The 18,913-nt window shown below is 64.6% G+C and carries 12 protein-coding genes; 5 read left to right on the top strand and 7 right to left on the bottom strand.

Annotated elements, in window-relative coordinates:
* Positions 1-18: 18 nt before the first annotated feature.
* Positions 19-198 carry a hypothetical protein gene (locus MJD61_20360; GenBank protein MCG8557617.1) on the bottom strand — a complete coding sequence of 60 codons (180 nt, stop codon included), beginning with the start codon at positions 196-198 and terminating at the stop codon, positions 19-21.
* A gap of 13 nt (positions 199-211) precedes the next feature.
* On the opposite strand from MJD61_20360, the gene MJD61_20355 reads away from it, so the two are divergent.
* Positions 212-2,293, top strand: coding sequence for a tetratricopeptide repeat protein (locus tag MJD61_20355; protein ID MCG8557616.1), 2,082 nt, complete (start codon positions 212-214; stop codon positions 2,291-2,293).
* On the opposite strand, the gene MJD61_20350 is transcribed toward MJD61_20355, so the two are convergent.
* Both MJD61_20350 and MJD61_20345 read right to left on the bottom strand, forming a co-directional pair.
* A complete protein-coding gene (locus MJD61_20350; GenBank protein MCG8557615.1) occupies positions 2,282-2,896 on the bottom strand; it encodes a TlpA family protein disulfide reductase in 615 nt (204 codons plus the stop codon). The genes MJD61_20355 and MJD61_20350 overlap by 12 nt on opposite strands.
* A complete protein-coding gene (locus tag MJD61_20345) occupies positions 2,890-3,390 on the bottom strand; it encodes a DUF1285 domain-containing protein (protein MCG8557614.1) in 501 nt (166 codons plus the stop codon). Before MJD61_20345 ends, MJD61_20350 begins: the two co-directional genes overlap by 7 nt.
* Before the next feature lie 99 nt (positions 3,391-3,489).
* On the opposite strand from MJD61_20345, the gene MJD61_20340 reads away from it, so the two are divergent.
* The 4 genes from MJD61_20340 to MJD61_20325 all read left to right on the top strand — a co-directional run bounded on the left by MJD61_20340 (position 3,490) and on the right by MJD61_20325 (position 12,953).
* On the top strand, positions 3,490-7,680 hold the full coding sequence (locus MJD61_20340; protein ID MCG8557613.1) for a translocation/assembly module TamB domain-containing protein: 4,191 nt from the start codon (positions 3,490-3,492) through the stop codon (positions 7,678-7,680).
* 4 nt (positions 7,681-7,684) lie between these two features.
* Complete coding sequence (locus MJD61_20335; GenBank protein ID MCG8557612.1) at positions 7,685-10,768, top strand: BamA/TamA family outer membrane protein; 3,084 nt, start codon at positions 7,685-7,687, stop codon at positions 10,766-10,768.
* A gap of 62 nt (positions 10,769-10,830) precedes the next feature.
* Positions 10,831-11,127 (top strand): DUF1844 domain-containing protein, encoded by a 297-nt coding sequence (locus MJD61_20330; protein MCG8557611.1) that lies wholly within the window; start codon positions 10,831-10,833, stop codon positions 11,125-11,127.
* 401 nt (positions 11,128-11,528) lie between these two features.
* Entirely contained in the window at positions 11,529-12,953 is a 1,425-nt protein-coding gene (locus tag MJD61_20325) for a Mur ligase domain-containing protein (GenBank protein ID MCG8557610.1), read from the top strand.
* Here the strand turns inward: MJD61_20325 and gyrB are convergent.
* From gyrB to MJD61_20305, 4 genes are all read right to left on the bottom strand, one after another.
* On the bottom strand, positions 12,950-15,427 hold the full coding sequence (gyrB, locus tag MJD61_20320; protein ID MCG8557609.1) for a DNA topoisomerase (ATP-hydrolyzing) subunit B: 2,478 nt from the start codon (positions 15,425-15,427) through the stop codon (positions 12,950-12,952). The genes MJD61_20325 and gyrB overlap by 4 nt on opposite strands.
* Positions 15,428-15,752: 325 nt before the next feature.
* Positions 15,753-17,219: a metallophosphoesterase gene (locus MJD61_20315; protein ID MCG8557608.1), complete on the bottom strand. Its 1,467-nt coding sequence runs from the start codon at positions 17,217-17,219 to the stop codon at positions 15,753-15,755.
* Between the two features lie 119 nt (positions 17,220-17,338).
* Complete coding sequence (locus MJD61_20310) at positions 17,339-17,587, bottom strand: hypothetical protein (GenBank protein MCG8557607.1); 249 nt, start codon at positions 17,585-17,587, stop codon at positions 17,339-17,341.
* Between the two features lie 28 nt (positions 17,588-17,615).
* Complete coding sequence (locus MJD61_20305) at positions 17,616-18,662, bottom strand: hypothetical protein (protein ID MCG8557606.1); 1,047 nt, start codon at positions 18,660-18,662, stop codon at positions 17,616-17,618.
* Between the last annotated feature and the right edge of the window lie 251 nt (positions 18,663-18,913).

Raw genomic sequence — 18,913 nt, 5'->3', positions numbered from 1 at the left:
GTTGAACGGTGCAGCCGCTTACACGGCCGCGCTGAGCCAACGATGGTAGACTGAGGGGATGGCGCTCGCGTTGCGAAGCAGGTGCGGGGTGCTGCTGGCTTGTGGGCTGATGTCGCTTGCGTGCGGCTCCAGCGCACCGGTGACGAGGCCAAAGTCCGACGCGCCGATCCCTACACCTGCCAGAGTGACCCCGGCCACCTACGCCGGTGCCGTGCGATCGTACCGCCGCCTCGCCGTGCGCGACAGCCGGCTCCGTCGAGAGCTGGCAAGACGGCTTACGACCTACCTGGCTGCCCGCAATCAGGAGGTGCTGGACGCGGGCGACTACAAGGGGGTCGTCGAGCACGTGGTGGCGCTGACGTCGCTATCGACCCCCGAGGAGCTCTCACGCGGGCAGCTACCGGATGCGCTGCTGCCGCTGGCCGACTACCTGATCGCCAAGGGCTCCCCCCGCGGGGACGAGGCTCGGGTTCTCAGTGGCCTGCTGATCAAGCGGCTGCTCATGCCGCACGCCGATCGTCTGGCCGCGGACTACGACCGGCTGGCACGTTGGACTCGGGAGGTCAGGCGGGCGCTTAGCGGGCCGTTGGAGCGCTTTGACGGGCTCGTCGAGGCCTGGGAGGAGCATGCGCGGATTATCCCCACGCACGACACGCTGCGCACGCTGGCACAGCTTTACATCGAGCGGCGCGACGCCATCGAGGAGCTGTCGCAATCCCCGGAGGGGCAGCGCAGCTTGCTGGCGCAGCAGGGCCTGCGGTCCGTGGTCTCGCGTATTCAGCGCGCCGGCATGAACGCCGCGGCCGTGTACCTGCGCCACGGCAATACCGCGGCCGCCCTGCGGGTCGTGGAGGGCATGTCGGCGTCCAGTGCCGTGGAATCGCCGCTCGTTCGCTTGCTTCGTCAAACACGCAGCGGCGGCCAGGAGCGGTTCGGAGCGCTGCTCGAAATGGCGGAAGCCTACCTGGGGGTGGGCCGGCTCGGCGTTTCGGCCGGCCTGTGCTGGACCGGCTTGCGCGAGGCTCGCTCGGATTCACGTTTTGCGCTGTGCCTGGCTCGCGTGGCTTCCGCGAAGAAGGACTATGCGGGGGCCACGGCCTGGTACTCGGAAGCGATCGAGCACGCACCGCACGCGAGGGGCCTGTACGATGAAGCGCTCCAGGTGCTCAGCCATCTGATCAACGACAGGCTCTTCGACACCGACCAGACCAGCACCCGGCGTCTCGCACGCCACGCCGGCAAGATCCTCGAGCAACGCGTGCGTCGCTGGCCAGATTCGCCTCCACCCGTGCAGCCGGAGCAACTCTACCTCGCGCTCGGGATGGCCGAGATGAACGGCGGCAACGCCAAGGCGGCGGCGCGCTGGCTGCAGGCGAGCGTGAAAGAGCGCGCCACCGCTGATGCGCTGAAGGAGCTCGGCTTGCTGGCTGCGCGCACCGGGCGACCCGTGGCGGCCGTTGCGTTCTTCGAGCGTGCGCTCAAGCTCGTCGAGGCAATCGCACCCGCCTCGCGTGGCGAAAGGGAGCAGCAACGCGCGCAAACGATCGAACATCTGGCGGACGCCTTGCGAGCTCAAGGCAAGAACGAACAAGCCAGCGCCAGCTACATGCAGGCACTGAAGCTGTGGCTGCAGCTCGCGCCGCGCCTGCATGGGCCCGCGCTCGCCAGGAGTCATGTGCGCCGCGGAGTGCTGCTCAGCCACTTGAACCGGCGGCAAGGCAGCCGGCAGGCGTTCGCACAAGCGCTGCGAGCCGGGCCGACGAATCAGGGGGTGTATTCGGCGATCCTGTCGCACCTGGTGGTCGCGCAGGCCGATGCCGATTTCGCTCAAAGCGTGTTCCGGCGCGCCTTGCGAAAGCTCATGCTCGAGCCCGAATGGAAAGTGTATTTCGCCCTATGGACGAATACGATTGCCGCACGGTCGCATGCGAGCCTCGACCCGGAGGTGACCGATACATTGCGCGATCTTTGCGAGGGATCGGATTGGTCTGCCAAGCTCGCGAGCTTTGCCCTGGAGAAGCTCGAGTACCACGAGCTTTTGGCATCGGCTTCCGGGGTGGGTCAGCGCACCGAAGCCCATTTCTATGAGGCTGCACGCCGTCTTGCGAACGGTGACGTGCAGGGGGCCGCTGCCCTGTTCAAGGTCGTCCTGGACGGGCACATGGTCAATTTCTTCGAGCACGGCATGGCGCTCGAGTTGTTGCAGCAGCGCGACGCAGCGGATAGCCCCGCGACTGCCTATATGGATGGGAATCCATCGCGGCCGGCATCGATGGTCCCCTTACAAAAATGATTCGACCAATTGCAGGGCGAGCGCGCTCGACCAATCCCGGCGGCCATCGACACGCAGGCGGATCACACCGCGAGCGTCTACGATCCAGGTTTCCGGGTAAAGCTTGGTCCCGTAGCGATCCCGGACCACCGATTTGTCCGAATCGAAAAGGATGGTGAGCTCGTTGTTCGGTGGCAGAACGGCCGCGACCTCGTCCGGGCCCTTGTCGGTGGACACGGCAACAACCTGTATGTCCTCCCGTTGAAGTGTCATGCGCGCAAGGTCGTTGAGACTCGGTAGCTCTTGTACGCACGGCTGGCAGGTGACGGACCAGAAGTTCATGACCACCACCTTGCCGCGTTGTTCGCTCAGCTGCCAAGGCCTTCCATGGGCGTCGTCGAGTCTGAAGTCGGGTGCCAGCAGTGTGTTGCCGAAGTAGTGTTTGGCGGTCTTCTCTCGGCGTGCCGCCGCCTCGAAGGCGCTGTCGCCTATCATGGCGCGCACGGGTGCCTCGCTGCGGCGCCGCTCTCCATCCACCGCGCTGCGAGCAAAAAGAAAGAACAGCGGCGCGCCTACCGTCAGAGCGACTAGGGCAGCCACCAGCTCTTGGCGCAGGTCTAACATGCGTGCCTGCTCGCGGACCCGAGCACGTCGAAAACCGTCGGCGGTCTAACAACTTGATGGCCGAACCGCAAGTACAGCCCCCTTTCGTCCTCATGCAGCCAGGGCGCGAGCTGGCCCACCGCGTGGGCGTCGAAACGCGCAACCATGCGCCCGCCGCGGACGTTGCAGTACAGCATCCCGCCGGGATCCTGGCGCAGGCTGCTCGCCGCGAGGGGCTCGCGTGCGCCGCCCGACAGCACGAGCCACGGGCTGCCGTCGTCGGCTCGATGAAGCGCGCGCACGAAGAAGGGCGCGCCTTCAAGCGTGATATAGGCCCAATTGGTATTGTTCTTGAGGCAGTAGCGCCCGTCCTCGGCGAGTTGCACCCAGCGTTCAAACGCGCTCACGAGCCCCAGGTGGGTCACAGGACGCCCCTTGTCAAACCAGTTTCCGTCGGCGTCGCGTCGTATCTGCGTCTCGCGGCTTCGACCCTCGATCGAGGTCTCCGGCCGCATCACGGCTCCTTGATCCGGCTTCGGACACCCGTTGGCTGCCGGCTGGCGCTGCGCGGGCAAGCCCGCAGCGTGCTACCTTGCCAGGTTGGTAGGTAGATCGTGCACGGCGTGCGCTCCAAGTCTGCTCGTTTCTGGCGCATCACCGCGTACAGTATACTCCTTTTCTGCCTGGCTGCTCCGCCGGCGGTTGTCGCATTCGTGCGCTCCGGTTTCGCGCTGGATCTCGCGCGCAGGCAGGCGAGTGAGGCCCTTTACGCCGAGCTTGGTCTCGACACCAAGCTCGGCGAGATCACGATTGAGCTGCCGCGACTATCGCTGACTGCGCGTGACGTTGCATTGATGCACCCGGAGCATGGTGAGCTGGCCTTCGCCCAGCAGCTTGTGCTCGAAGCTTCGCTGCTCAGCCTGCTGCGAGGCAAGCCCAAGCTTCGTTCGATCGGAATCGAAGGCGCGCGGGTCCGGCTGCTGGTGCGGGATGGCAAGGTCGTCAATCTGCCCCTGTTGCGCGAGCGTCGAGCCGGCCCGTGGAATCTGCCCTTCCGGCAGCTGCGGATCTCCGATGCCCGGCTTGCGATCGACGCGGGCTCGCTGGGGCACGTCGAGCTGCTCGGCATGAGCGCACGAGTCGACGTTGCCAGGGGGGAGCTGGCCGGCATCGAAGTACGTGCGGGCGGTGGACAGGTGCGGCATCCGGCCGGCGAGGAGACCATCCACCGCGTGCTGGCGCGAGGCGAGTTCGCGCCCGGTCACGCGAGGCTGGCGCGGCTCTTGCTCGAAACCACCAGCTTTGATGTCAACCTGCGCGAAGCACTGGTGACCTGGCCCCTGGGTCGCGCGTACCGGGGCGATCTCGAGCTCGATTTCGACTTGGCCCGCATGAGGCAGTTGCCGTTCGGTTTCGATCTGCCGCTGCTTCGAGGCGATGCATCGCTAAAGGCGCGCTTCAGCGGCACTCGGAGCAGCCCGAGGGCCACCGGAGTGCTGCGGGTGAGGGACGCGTCGATCGGCGACTACCGCTTGGGCGAATCGGTAGAGGTCGCCTTCGAAGCCAATCGACACACGATCTCGATGCCGCGCGGGCAGCTGCGCATGCACAGGGGCGGGGGCAGGCTAGCGTTCAAGGGGGAGCTGGGACTGACCTCGCAGGTTCCGTTCGATGTGAAGGTCGACGTTGAACGAGTCTCGTTCGCGAACCTCATGCAACAACTGAACGTCACACCCGACGCCATTGTGGAGTGGCAGCTTGGCGGCCATTTCCGCCTGGCGGGCTCGCTTGCTCCTCTCAAGCTGCGCGGGCCTCTACGGTTTCGGACCCACGGCTTCCAGGTCACGCGGCAGGCCCATCATGTGAGGCCGGCCAGGTACGTGCTGCAGGTTCCGAAGGCCCGCGTCGCCGCCGAGGTCGCCGTGTCCAGCGAGGGCATTCATCTGCAAAACCTTCGAGCCGACGCGCCCCGTTCCGTCCTGCACGCAAGCGTGCTGCTCGGTTTTGATGATCGCCTGCGCGCGCATGTTCACAGCCGGCGCCTCGATTTGCGCGACGTCTCTCCCCTGGCCGACTTCCCTATCGCCGGCATCGGCGAGTTCGTTGCCGAGGTCGTCGGCTCCTACCGAGACCCGAAGGTCAGCGGCCGGCTGAACATGCACGACTTCGCCTTCAACACGTTCCCGCTGGGGGACGTCGAATCCGCCGCGATCATGGAAAAGGGGGGACACGCGGTGCGCTTCCCTTCGGTTCGGGCCGTCAAGCGCGGCAGTCGCTACCGAGTGGATGACATGTTGCTCGATTTCAGCAACGATCGCTTCGAGGCAACCGCTCGTTTGCTGGCTCACAAGCTGCTTTTGCGGGATTTCTATCACGTGTTCCACTACGGGCAGGACGAGCGCTTCAAGCCGTACCAAGGCGAGGTAAACGGTCGCGCTCAGGTTCACTACACCCACGGTTTTCCGGGCGACTCCCGCGCGGGCACCTTGGTAGCCGACGTGGACGTCGTCATCCCTCAGGTCAATCTGAAGGGCTTCCTTTTTGACAGGGGCCATTTCAGGGGCCGCTGGAAATGGCTTGATCACTACGAGGGCTACGAGGCGGGCATTCTGTCGGTCGAGCACGCGTCGCTGCGCAAGGGGCCCGGCACGGTGAAGCTCTCTGGGTCGATGAGGCTCGGCGCCAAGCTGGATATGGTCGTGGTGGCCGATCGCATCCGCTTCGGCGACACCGAAGGCCTCGCCGACCGCCTTCCGGATCTCAGCGGAACCTACGGGGTAAGCGGCACGCTGGGTGGCACGCTGGCACTGCCACGAGCGGACCTTGACGTGGTGGCGACCGGTACGGCATGGAAGGGGATGGCGCTCGGGGACGCGCGTGCCTACGTGCGCCTCACGGACCCCGAGGACCCGTGGGTGAAGCAGGCGCTCGCCTGGAAGCCCGGCAAGCCACCCGCCGATGCAAAGTGCGGGCATGCTCGCGAGGGATTGGCACGTGGCCGTTGGCCGGCCGATCCCGCCCTGCGTACGGTCAATGGCCCGCAACCTGCCCTGGTTCGTCCACAGGCCTTTCTCGTGTGTGGCAGCGGCCTAGGGGGCGCGCTGCGCGCGGACCTCGCTATGGGACGCACACTCGTGTATCCGCTGCGCGGGTTGGTCGCCTTCGACAGCCTGCCGGTCGCTTCGTTCGTGGTACCCCGATCCCTGCACGCGAGGGATCTGCACGGCTTGGTTACCGGCACGGTAACGTTGCATGATGGCGCCATGCTCGAGCCGCACACGCTGGTGGGCGACGTGTACCTGGATCGAGTAACGGTCGGCCAACGCGATGTTCAGCTGCGCAACGACAGCCCGCTCGCGCTGCGGGTGGAGCAGGGTGCGTTCCGCATCGGACATGCGGGCTTCGTGGGCCCCGGATCCCACTTGGACGTCTCGGGGCGCGGCTCGATCTACGACGGCCTCGATCTCACCTTGGCGGGACGGGTGGACCTCGGCCTGCTTGCGAGCTTGTCGAGCACGCTGTCGTCGGCTCGCGGCAACGTGGGGCTTCGCTTTTCCGTGACCGGCCCGCTCGAGCATCCTGGGATCTACGGTCATGCTGCGGTCGCCGACGCGGATGTGCGTTTCGCTTCCTTCGACACCCCCATCCGTGGACTTACCGGCCAGCTCACGTTCAGCGCTCAACGTGTCCTTTTGGAAGACTTTCGCGCCCGGGTGGGCGGCGGCGAGCTGGCTTTCGGGGGGATGGCCCAGCTGAGCGGCCGGCGCCTGGCGGCGTACAAGCTCGACGTCACCGCGCGTCAACTGTCGGTCTCGCCCGAAGAGGACATCGACATGCAGTTTGGCGGCAGCGGCACACTGCAATGGCAACAGGGTGATCGCTTGCCGCTGCTGCACGGGATCCTGCGTCTGACACGCATGCACTACGGCAGGACCATCCAGCTCGGCCGTATGGCGATCGGCGACATGTCCAAGAGCGAGCGCGCCAACGTGAAGCGCTACGATCCCGCTGCCGACCGCGTCGCACTCGACCTGCGCGTACTGCAGTTGGCGCCCATGCGGATCCAGACCAACCTGATCGACGCCGAGCTCGCGATCCAAGATACCGAGCGCGAGTTTCGGATCGTCGGCACGGATCAACGTTTCGGCGTCCTCGGAACGGTGGGCATAGGTCGCGGCACCGTGAGGTTCCGTGATTCTGAATTCAGCATTCGCGAAGGCCGGCTGAACTTCGACGACAAGACCAGTGTCGCCCCGCATTTCGAGGTTCAAGCCGTCACCGACGTGCGTCGCTCGGTCGATCTTTCCAGGCCGGACTGGCACATTTCGATGCACGCAAAGGGCAACATCGATTCGTTCGAGCTTTCGATGTCGTCCGATCCCTACCTGTCCGAAGAAGACATCGTCATGCTGCTGACGATGGGGATGACGCGCGCGGAGCTCAATCAGCTTCAGGCCGGCTCCCTTCAGGGCACGGCGGCGCTCGAGGCCCTGGCCACTGTGACGGGTGTGGATCGGGAGGTGCGCAAGGCCGTCCCCGTCGACGATTTTCGAATTGGCAGCGCCTATTCGATGCGCACCAATCGTACCGAGCCCCAACTATTCGTGGGCAAGCGAATCGCCGATCGCGTTCGACTCAACGCGGCTACCGGTTTGTCCGAAGCGCGTGACTTCCGCACCAGCGTGCAGTGGCAGCTGAACAAGCGTACCAGCGTGGAAGCAGTCTACAACAACCAGAACACCGAAGGCACGAGCTCGTTCGGCAACGTGGGCGTCGACTTGAGGTGGCGACTGGAATTCGAGTGACTGGATGTCCTCGGCTCTAGGCGTGCCACCGACATTAGCCCGACTGCTAGCGTGCCTTGTGTTGTTCTGGGGCGCCTCGGTACAGGCGGAGATAACGCCCGACCTCCTGCAGCGACCGATCGTGCAGCTGCAGCTCGCGGGAGAGGGCGCCCTCATGGTGAAGCCCACCGATGTGGGCATCGCTGCAGGTGATCCGTTGACACGGAGCTTGATCCGCGCGGCGATCAGGCGCTTGTGGGCCTCCGGACGTTGGTCGGATGTTCAGATCGATGCCTTCGCTCTGCAGGCGGGTGCCCGGCTGGTGGTCTATCTGAGGCCACGAACCATGCTGCGGCGGATTCGATTCATCGGCAATCGCGTCGCCGACGAGCGGACCCTCACACGAGCCATGCAGGTTAGCGAGGGCAGCCAGACTACCCGAGAATCGCTGCCGGAGCTTCGGGGTCTGCTCCAACGCGCCTACAGAGACATCGGCTACCTCAACGCCCAGGTGGAGCTCGAGCTACGGGAAACGGACGAGCCCGCACAAAAGGTGCTGCTCGTGCACATCTACGAGGCCGAACCGACTCGCGTTCGCACCATCGTCGTGCAGGGGGATCCTCTTCCCACAGGTCTGTCAACCAAGCGCCTGGTGGGGCTCAGCCCTGGCGATGTGCTCGACCTCGGGCGGCTCCGACAAGGGCTGAGAAGCGGCCAAGGCGAGCTGCGAGCACGGGGGTTCCTCGAGGCCGTGCTTTCCGATCCGGAAATCGACGTGACAGCCGGAGCTGCCGACATGCGCTTGGAGGTTGCGGTGGGACCTCGCTACGAGATCGAGTTTGCCGGTGTGAAGCCGCTGAGGCGCAGTCAGGTTCGCGCGGCCCTCGCTCTACAAAAGGAGCGCCTGACCGCCGCCGCAGTGTCGGGCATGGTCGAAAGGGTGACCGAGCTCTACCGCAGGCACGGCTTTGCAGACGCAGCCGTGCGCATCACTCGCCGGCTACATGCGATCGAAGAGGACGAGCCGGCCGAACAAACCGCAACCTTGCTGCTCAACGTCGACGCGGGCCCGCAAGTCGAGATCGTGGCGATTCGCTTTCCAGGTGCGCGGCGATTTTCCCGGCAGTTTTTGCGCGATCAGATCCTGAGTTATCTAGAAGAAGAGCTTCCAGGGCCTGGGCTGCTTCACCCGGTGGACTCCGAGGTCGTGGACGCGCTCGGCTTCGAGACGGGCCGCAGACCCCCGCGCGAGGTGATGGCACCGCTCGTTCTGCGTCCGGCGGGCACCTACTACGAACCGAGCGTGCGCGAGGCCATCGAGCACCTGCTCGAGCTGTACCAGGCGGACGGTTACCTGTGGGCTCGAATCGGGCCGCCCGGCATCGCCCGGCTTGACGCTCAGCGCGCCGCCCTGGCGATTCCCGTTGTAGAGGGTCCGCGAGCGCGGGTGTTCAAGCTGACCCTGAGCGGCAATCGCGTGATCAGCTCTCGTGAGCTGCTGGCGGCCAGCGAGCTCACCCGGGGCGCTCCGTTCAGCTACCTGAAGCTCGAGGAGGCTCGCTTGCGCATATTGCAGGCCTATCGGGAACAGGGCTACCTGTATGCGGCGGTGAATGCATCGCCACGATTCTCGGGAGATCGGACACGCGCCGAAGTGGTGATGCAGATCGAGGAAGGTTTCCCGGTGCGCATCAAGCGTGTCGACGTCGTGGGTTTGGTCCGAACCAGTCGTGCGCTCGTGCTGGACATGCTCGAGCTACGCGAGGGCGAGCTGTATCGACCCTCGCGCGCGCGAGCAAGCGAAGAGCGCATGGCCGAGTTGGGGGTTTTCAGCGGCGTCACCATTCAGCCCGAAGATCCGGAAACCGCGGAGCGCGACAAGACGCTGGTCGTCCGGGTCACTGAACGCCGCAGTCAGTTCCTCGATTTTTCTGCGGGCGCGAGCACGGGTCAGGGTGCTCGCTCGGGGTTCGAGTACGGCTACCGCAACCTGCTCGGACAGGCGGTGGGCCTGTCGCTGCGGGTCCAGTTCGCCTACCAGTTCTTTTTTCAGCAGGATACGCTGGAGCAACGCTTCGATGATCTGACGCTCGCGGAGCGCCTGGAGCGACGCGCGACGCTGGGTATCACGATTCCCCGTATCAGGGGCTTGCCGGGGGTCCGTACGACGGTCGATTTCGTGCACCTGCGGGATAACGAGCGGGATTTCGGCTTCGACAAGAATGGCGTGACACTCACGTTTACTTACCGGCTGTTGCGCGGGCTAACGCTAGCGCTTTCAGAGGACCTGGAAGAGAACAACATCGGGCTCTTCGTCAACGAGAGCTTGGCGGCGTACCTCGCGCTTCCCACGATTCGCCAAGATCAGCGCCTGAGGGAGCTGCTTCGGGTGCCGGACGGGCGCTCGACGCTGCTGGGTACCCGGCTGACACTTACCTACGATCGGCGAGACAGCGCGTTCGTGCCGACGAAGGGCCTGTACGTGTCGCTGGCGAGCGAATGGGCACGCACATTGCGTGCAGAGCGCATGAGCGAAGGGCTGCTGGACACGGGTGGAGCTGCCGGCTCGCAGTTCGTCAGCCACTTCATGAAGATGGCGCTGACGACCAGTAGCTATGCGCCGCTCGGCCAGGACATCGTGCTTGCCAGCCAACTGCGCTTGGGAGGGATACTCCACCTGAAGGCAGGGTCGGAAACCTATCCCAACCGGGCGTTCTTTCTAGGCGGCGTAGATACCATGCGTGGCTTCTTCCAGGATGCGCTGGTGCCTCAGGACACGGCTGACGGAATCCTCGACAATCCCATGGCCGGCGTTGACGCCAACGCGGTGGTTCGCAGTGGTGATGCCTTCGTGCTGTTCAGAAGCGAGCTGCGCTTTCCCATCATCGGCCGCTTGCAAGCCGGGGTATTCACGGACATCGGCAACCTGTGGAGCGACCCCGATCGGATCTTGCATCGCTTCAAGCTCCGCTACACCGCCGGTTTGGGCCTTCGTCTCGCGACCCCGGTCGGCCCGCTCGCACTGGATTGGGGGATGGTGGTCAACCGCCGGCCGCAGTTTGACGGTCCTGCCGCGGGCGTGGTTCACTTCTCTATCGGCGTGTTCTAGTCTCGGGCTCGCCAACTCGAGACCATCTTTACTATGTCGGGTTCCGAGGCCGGGAGGATGCGATGAGCAGCGACCGCGAGCAGCAATCCAAAGACGAAAGCGAGAGCGGCGGGATCCCACCGATCGATTTCAACACCTTCGTACTGTCTCTCGTGACATCGGCGATCGCTCATCTGGATCAAGAGCCAAACGAGGACGAAACCCAGGCAGCAAAGCTCGCCATGGCTCGCCAGACCATCGATGTCCTCGGCATCCTGGAGGAGAAGACCAGGGGTAACCTGACCGGCGAGGAAGAGCGCTTGTTGTCTCAAGTGTTGACCGACCTGCGCATGCGCTATGTTGCTGTTGCGGACCAATAGGGCTGCTGCGAACCAATAGGGCTGCTGCGAACCAATAGGGCTGCTGCGCAACTTCCCCGAGCCAGGGATTCAGCGCCGGCGAAGCGGGATGTTCGGGATCGGGACGGGCACGGGTTCGGCGCCGGGGGCCATAAGACCTTTGAGCGCTTCGACAAAGTCGCGCAGGGCATCCCTGAGCCCCCCGCCACCTGTGCGCTCGCCTTTCGGCCTGCTTTTTCTGGAAGGTTGCTGCTCCGCCATCGTCCTGGAAGCCCCTACGACGTTCCATACTACTATGGAGCCGTCTGCGGCGCTGTCAACCGGTTGCCTCACGACCACTGCCCGGGCTGCCGAGTCGCCTTGCTCGCGCTTTGCGTTCGGGACGGCCTTGGGGTAGGCACAAAGGCAGCAGGCGTTCGCTCATGTATATCCATTTGGTCGGCGTTTGTGGTACCGGCATGGGGCCGTTGGCCGGCTTGCTGAAAAGCCTGGGTCATCGGGTCGGAGGCAGCGACCGCGCCTTTCATCCGCCCATGGCCGACGCGCTTGAGCGTTGGGGAGTGGAAACCAGGCAGGGCTTTTGTGCCGGCAACCTCGATCCGCGCCCCGATCTGGTCGTGGTGGGCAATGTTTGTCGCCCCGACAACGCAGAGGCGCGTGCTGCGATCGAGGCCGCCATACCGTGTCGATCGATGCCGGCCGCGCTCGACGAGTTCGTCCTGCGCGGGCGGCAGAGCTTTGTCGTTGCGGGCACACACGGCAAGACGACCACCACGACGCTCTTGGCAAAGATGTTCTTGCTTGCTGGTTGCGAGCCGGGATTCTTGATCGGCGGCGTCCCCCACGATCTCGATGACAGCTTCCGTGCGGGACACCCCGGCGGTCCCTTTGTAATCGAGGGGGACGAATACGACAGTGCGTTCTTCGACAAGACTCCCAAGTTCTGGCACTACCGCCCGCACGTCGTTGCGCTGACGTCGCTCGAGCTCGATCACATCGACATCTATCCGACACTCGACGCTTATCGGGCAGCGTTTCACGAGTTTGTGGAGCGAATACCGCCCGAGGGGCTGCTCGTCGCCTACGCAGGCGACCCCGAGGTGCGCGCGCTAGCGGCGGGGGCGCGCTGCCGGGTGCGATTCTACGCTCTGGAGGGAGACGACTGCGGCGACGTGCAGCCGGTTTGGAGCGCAGCCGCGGTGCCTATGGCCTCGGGCGTGCAGCCCTTCGACCTATTCGTGGGCGGTAGTTTCTGCGGTCGCCTGGCGACGCCGCTGAGCGGCCAGCACAACTTGCGCAACGTGCTTGCCGCCATCGCGATGGCGGCCGAGGGCGCCGGCGTGCCCCTGGATCGCCTGCGCGCGCTCGTTTCTCGGGTGCGTGGTGCGAAGCGACGCCAGGAACTGATCGGCGAGGCGCACGGTGTGCGTGTCTACGACGACTTCGCGCATCACCCCACGGCTGTGACTGCAACGCTGGCGGCCTTGCGCGCCCGGAATCCGGCCGGTCGCTTGATCGCGGTATTCGAGCCTCGTAGCGCGACGGCCTCCCGCCGCGTGCATCAGGACGTTTACGCACAAGCCTTCCGCGCCGCAGACTTCACGCTCTTGGCGCCCGTGGGTCGTCCGGAGATTCCACCAGGCCAACGTCTTGACGTTGCCGCGATCGCCGAACAGATTCGGAAGCACGGCGGGCTGGCTGAAACGCCTCCCGGCGTGGATGCCACGGTGGCCCGGATCAGCGAGCTCGCCCAGCCGCAAGACAGCGTCGTGGTCATGTCCAACGGGTCCTTCGGCGGCCTGCAGGCGAAATTGCTCGTTGCCTTGGCTACGAACCCCGAGATCTAGATGTCCAGGTTGCGCACGCTCAGTGCATTCCTCTCGATGAACTCGCGTCGCGCCTCGACCTGCTCGCCCATCAGCACGGTGAACATCTCCTCGGCTTCGACCGCGTCCTCGATCCGCACCTGAAGGAGCATGCGTGTTTCGGGGTTCATCGTAGTTTCCCACAAGGTCTCTGCATTCATTTCCCCGAGCCCCTTGTAGCGCTGAATCGAAAGACCCTTGCGCGACCGCTCGTCCACCAAGGTCCACAGCTCGCCGAGATCGCTGACCTGCCGAAGCTCCGAGGTCTTGCCGTCGCGTTCGCTGAACGCCACGAAGGGAGGGTCACCCAAGGCCCTTAGACCGGAGCTGATCGCCTTCAGCTCCAAGAAATCGCCCGCGGTGAGCAAGTCGAAGCCGATAGCGGTCTTGCGGGTGCTCACTCCCTTGCGGGTCGTTAGCAGGATCCGGTAGCGCCCGTGCTCTTCGTCGCGTTCCACGTCGATCTGGATCAACGTCGTGTGCCGGCTCTCCTCGAGCCTGCTTCGCAAAGCCGCTACGGTTCGCTCCACCCGGGTCCGATCCCGAAGGTCTTCGACGTCGAGCGAGTCGAGGCTCAGGAAGGCGCGCGCCACCGCGGGATCGACTCGGCGGCTGAGCCGCGCCAGCAGCGCCCGCGAGCGCGCCACTTCGCTCAGCAGGTTCCTGAGCGGTTGGCCGCTGAGTGTGACGCCGTTGGAAGCATCGCGGTTTGCAAGCGCACTGCGGTTTGCAAGCGCACTGCGGACCGTCAGACCGGTGGTGCCGGTGTCCAGCAAGAAGCTCTCGAGCGCATCGTCATCCTTGAGAAACTGTTCGCGCTTGCCACGCTTGACTTTGTAGAGCGGCGGCTGAGCGATATACAAATGCCCGCGCCGGATCACTTCCGTCATCTGTCTATAGAAGAACGTCAACAGCAGCGTTCGGATGTGGGAACCATCCACGTCAGCGTCCGTCATGATAATGATGTGGTGGTAACGCAGCTTGTCGATGTCGAAATTCCCTCCTCCGTCTACGCCGCACCCGAGGGCCGTGATCAGGGTTCCGATTTCCGTGCTCGACAGCATCCGCTCGAAACGCGCGCGCTCGACGTTCAGGATCTTGCCACGCAGTGGAAGAATGGCCTGGTTGCGGCGGTCGCGGCCCTGCTTGGCGCTGCCTCCGGCGCTATCGCCCTCGACGATGTAGATCTCGCTGGCGCTTGGGTCGCGTTCTTGACAGTCCGCGAGCTTCCCGGGCAGTGTGCTCGCGTCGAGCACCCCCTTGCGCTGCACCATTTCGCGGGCCTTGCGAGCGGCCTCGCGGGCTCGAGCCGCGACGACCGTCTTGTCGATGATGCGCCTCGCGGTGGCCGGGTTCTCTTCCAAGTATTGACGCAATTTGTCGTTGACAACGCTCTCTACGATACCTTTGACCTCGCTCGACACCAGCTTGCCTTTGGTTTGAGAATCGAAGCTGGGGTCAGGGTGTTTGATGGATACGATCGCGGTAATGCCTTCTCGGACGTCTTCGCCGCTCAGGCCGCCCTTCAAGTCCTTGAGCAAGTTGTTAGCGACTCCATAACCGTTCAGCGTCTTGGTTAGCGCGGCGCGCAGTCCCGTCAAATGTGTGCCACCGTCCTTGTTGTGGACGTTGTTGGTGTAACAGAAGATGGCTTCGTTGTACGAATCGTTCCACTGCATGGCGAGCTCGACTTCCACGCCATCACGCTGCTCGTCGATGTGGATCACCTGATCGTGGAGTGCATTTTTTGTCTTGTTCAGCAGGGTGACGAACTGTCGAATCCCGCCCTCGAATCTGTAGTGGAGCGTCTTGCCCAGACGTTCGTCCTCGAGCGTGATGGCCAGCCCGGCGTTCAGGAAGGAAACCTCACGCAGGCGATTGTTCAGGATTTCGAAGGAGAACTCCGTGCTGCTGAACACCTCCGGATCCGGCTTGAACGAGATCTTGGTTCCCGTGCGGTCGGTCGAGCCCATGGCACGTAGCGCAGCAAGCGGTCTGCCCCGGCGGTATTCTTGATACCAGGTTCTACCCTCCCGGCGGATTTGCATTCTCAGCCACTCGCTGACTGCATTGACCGCGCTGACCCCAACTCCATGCAATCCGGCCGACACCTTGTAGCTGTCGTGTCCGAACTTGCCGCCGGAATGCAGCACCGTCATCACGACTTCGGCAGCGCTGACTCCACGCTCGTGCAAGCCCACCGGGATCCCCCGTCCGTCGTCTTCGACAGTCACCGACCCCTCGGCCAGCAGGGTCACCGTGATGCTGTGGCAGTAGCCGGCGAGGTGCTCGTCCACGGCGTTGTCGACCACCTCCCACAGTAGATGGTGCAGGCCCGTGCCATCGTGCACGTCTCCTAGGTACATGCCCGGCCGCTTGCGGACGGCTTCCAGCCCCTCCAGAACTTGAATCGAGGACTCGCCGTATTCGACAGCCTCAGAACTGGTTTCCGACATGAGTCCTAGTCCAACGGCGCGATCGTCTTGCGGTCAGTGTTGCCAACGCGCCACAGCGAGAGCTCGCGCGAGGTCAAGGGCACCACCTCTGCTCGGCCGTGCCGGACAGGGTGCGTATGCCGGCCGGTGCAAGGCGCCGTTCAAGGCACGTTGGTTTGCACTGGGTATGCGTCGCTGGCTTGGTGCTCACGCGGCGCAGCATAGCCACGCGCTCTCCTTAACGCAAGCAGCCCGAGGACCGGATGAGCCCAATAATACAGCGGAATTGGGCTGGTACCGCGCGGTACCAGCACCTCGCCACAGGAGTCCCGGTTGGTTGGGGAGCCTAACGGCTTAGATTGACGGGCAGGGGCCCCGTTGCAGGGTCCCATGCATAGAACTGCGCGTGCGGCTTGCCGTCGACATGGCGGATGACCAGGTGAGTGCGGGGCGCCGCGCGCTCGCCTCCGTCGAGCTCGTCGACACCCCAGCTGCCGACGTTCACGTAGGTCACGCCGTCGGCCAGCGTCTCTACCGCCGGGCTGTGCGTGTGGCCCATCACGATATAGCGAGCTGGCATCAGTTCGGCGATGCGCTGTGCACCCTCACGAAGGCCGGCCGCGGCATCCGCAACGCGTACCTGCTGCATCCAGACATAGAGCCCCACGGCCAGGGCCGTGCTCAATGCCGGCAGATAGGGCCACGGAGCGAGCCCCAAGAAGCCGACGATACCGAGACCACCAACGACGATACCGAAAGCGATCACGCCGTCCAGGAAGAGGCTGCGAACGATTCCCAGGAAACGGCCGGTAATGGGCGGGGCCGCCAGGGCCGAAAGTGCGAGCATTCGCTCTTCTGGCAAGCCCAAGCGCCGCGCCAGTCTTCTGAGCTTGCGTTCATGCTTGGCTCGCACCCTCGCTTTGTGGGGATGGCGGTGAGCTTGCCACTCTTTGAACGTGTGAACGATCGCGGCGGAGAATCGGCTGCCAAGACGTAGGCAGCGGCGGCCCCCCATGGATGTGGCCAAACGAACATAGTCGAGGATGGAGTTGTTGTCGTGACCCTCCGCGCCCACGCCGGGAAAGGGGCGTGCAACGTAGCGCAGCAAGATGTCCGATAGCGACCAACTGATGCGATGCGGATCCTTGGGGCTGACAGGGTTCAGGACATGGTGGTAGCTACACGCCTCATCGTACTGGTGGCCGTGCTCGACGTAGAGCAGGCCTTTGACGTAGTAGAACCATGGGTGGAACTCGATACGACGCTCGTAGTCGTGGCGGGCGGCCGGCCGATCGCTCAGCCCCTCGGCTCGTTCCATCAGGGCTTGGACAAACGCGCGCCGAGCCTTGCGCCAATGAAACTCCACGTCGTGGTTGCCCCGGATCAGGATCAGCGAGTGGCCTTGTGCTACGAACTGCGCAAGCTTGCAGAACACCAAAGCGTGACGCTGGGCGACCACGCGCATCTTGGCCTCTGCATGGTCTCGGCTGCTGCCCAGACCGTGCGTTTTTTCTTCCTCCGTTAGCGGCGTCTGCAGTGCGGCATCCGGCTTGGGAGCGATGGCCATGCCGACGAAGTCGACCAGGTCCCCTGCGATGACCAAACACCACGGCCGCTCGCGGTCGGCATGCCTGCAGTAGTAGTCAAGCATTGTGGCCAAGTCGCGATCGATCTGCAGCATCCTGCGCAGGCGCCCCACCGTCCAGGGTCGGGCATGCTGAACTAGATCAGAGCCTAGATGGACATCCGAAAAGATGATGTAGTTTGCTTTGTGCTGCTTTATGGCCGACTCGATGCCAGGGGGTGTCTTCAATAATCGGACCCAGGGCCCCCAAGGATGATCATCGCGGGGTCATGGCCGTGCCGAGGCGATGCTCGCTGACACCAACACTGACATATAGCATGGCAGAAAATGGACCACGGGCAATGTGGTCACAGGTAGCAGAAGGCGCAGATGCCGGTGAAGACCAGACCGCACAAGAGCAACAGCGACACCGAAGCCCGGTCGAGCTCGGTCTCCTGCAGCAGTGCCGCTGCGGCCTGCGCTGTCTCTTTGTCGGAATCCTGGCGCAGCCGCCGCGCCAGCTTCCGCGCGGCCCGATAGCGTCCCGCTGCCAGCGCGTGGCGCAGCTCATGGAATCGGGCGTCTTGAATGGCTTCGGTGCTCGTGGGTTCGCTCATGGCGGGGCTCGCTAGAAGCTGGAGCTAGCTAGGGTCGTTCGATCGTGCCGCGAATAGCCCATTCGCTGGGCTCGTCGTCCAGTGCGAACGCCACAAACACGACCGCGCCTGCCGCGATGGCCACCGCCCCGCCGGCGATCAACCACGGCGTGACCGGTGAACCTCGGGAGGAAGCCGCCGCCCCCTGATCGAGCAGGGGCGGCGCGGCACGGAGCAGTTGCGCCACCAGCAGATCGGCGGTCGCTTCGAGGGTGGCGCCGCGCCCCAGGATACGTGACGCCTTGCGGCCGGTAGCGGTGTCCAGCAGCGAGAGCACCGGTCGCGCACGTTGGTCCCTGCCGTAGTCGACCAGCAACGGCGTTGCGCCGAGCGACCTGGCAGCCGAGTGAACCGAGGTCGGCACGGTTGGCCGTGGCTCGCCGGCGTGGCGCAGCACCTGCGTCGGATCGGGCGGCAATTCGAGCACGAGCCTGTGGTCGGTGTGGAGCGTGACTGCGGTTCCGGCTGCAATCCTGCCCGGCGCGAACGCTCGAACGAGGTGCACGCCCGGAGTCAGCGCGACCTGTGCTTCGGAACGGCCCGCGGCCAAGACATGGAATGTACCGAGGGGCTTGGCATCCAAGCTGATCATGGCGCTAGGGGGCAGGCCGGCCAGTATCAGCAACACCGTCGACCCCGCGCGATGCCGGCTACGGCGGCGTGCCAGGCTCTTTCGCAAGTTGGGAGGATACTGAGCCGGGGAGGGCTGGTAGCTCGGGTCGATGGCGTGGATACGGTCCAGGGTAAGCTGGCTCTGCGCCAGCCGGCCAAGGGCGCTTTCCGCCATGGCGCGCAGCAGAAGCGCCTCGAGCAGCTGGGAGCGGGTGATGCCGGCGCCGCCGTTCGAATGCAGCCGCGTCAGCATGGCATCCAATTGGGTAACCGCCGCCTGGGGGCGCAGATTCATATACGCATCGGCCGCGCGCTTCAGGTTGTTTCGTTCCGATGGGGGTGAAGCGCTGGGGGGGGACACGAGCGCCTCCACGCCCCGAGCTCGCAGGCGAGTTAGCGCGGCTTTGACTGCCTGCTCGGCCAAGGGCACATCTTCGGCTAAGCTCCTAGCGACTAGGACTCTCGGGCCGGCCCATGGGTTCTGCGCCTGCAGTGGGAGTGCCATGGCCAGCACCAGGAGAGCCAGAGCAAAGGTCGAGGTTAGGTGAAAGGGTCGCAGCAGTCGGCCGGTGTGCCCAGGGAGCGCCTTGGGCGCTACGCGCTTCTGGAGTCTCTTGGCGCCGGTGGCATGGGCGAGGTGCACAGGGCACGTATCTTCGCTGCCGCGGGGGTTGT

It is taken from the genome of Pseudomonadota bacterium (genome assembly GCA_022361155.1).
Lineage (GTDB): Bacteria > Myxococcota_A > Polyangia > Polyangiales > JAKSBK01 > JAKSBK01.
The sequence above is the reverse complement of the archived record's forward strand: the minus strand, read 5'-3'. Positions and strand labels throughout refer to the sequence as shown.

Coding starts and splice junctions, on each gene's coding strand:
- MJD61_20350 (MCG8557615.1), bottom strand. CDS start 2,896: ATGTTAGACCTGCGCCAAGAGCTGGTGGCTGCCCTAGTCGCTCTGACG.
- MJD61_20345 (MCG8557614.1), bottom strand. CDS start 3,390: ATGCGGCCGGAGACCTCGATCGAGGGTCGAAGCCGCGAGACGCAGATA.
- MJD61_20335 (MCG8557612.1), top strand. CDS start 7,685: ATGTCCTCGGCTCTAGGCGTGCCACCGACATTAGCCCGACTGCTAGCG.
- MJD61_20330 (MCG8557611.1), top strand. CDS start 10,831: ATGAGCAGCGACCGCGAGCAGCAATCCAAAGACGAAAGCGAGAGCGGC.
- MJD61_20325 (MCG8557610.1), top strand. CDS start 11,529: ATGTATATCCATTTGGTCGGCGTTTGTGGTACCGGCATGGGGCCGTTG.
- gyrB (MCG8557609.1), bottom strand. CDS start 15,427: ATGTCGGAAACCAGTTCTGAGGCTGTCGAATACGGCGAGTCCTCGATT.
- MJD61_20310 (MCG8557607.1), bottom strand. CDS start 17,587: ATGAGCGAACCCACGAGCACCGAAGCCATTCAAGACGCCCGATTCCAT.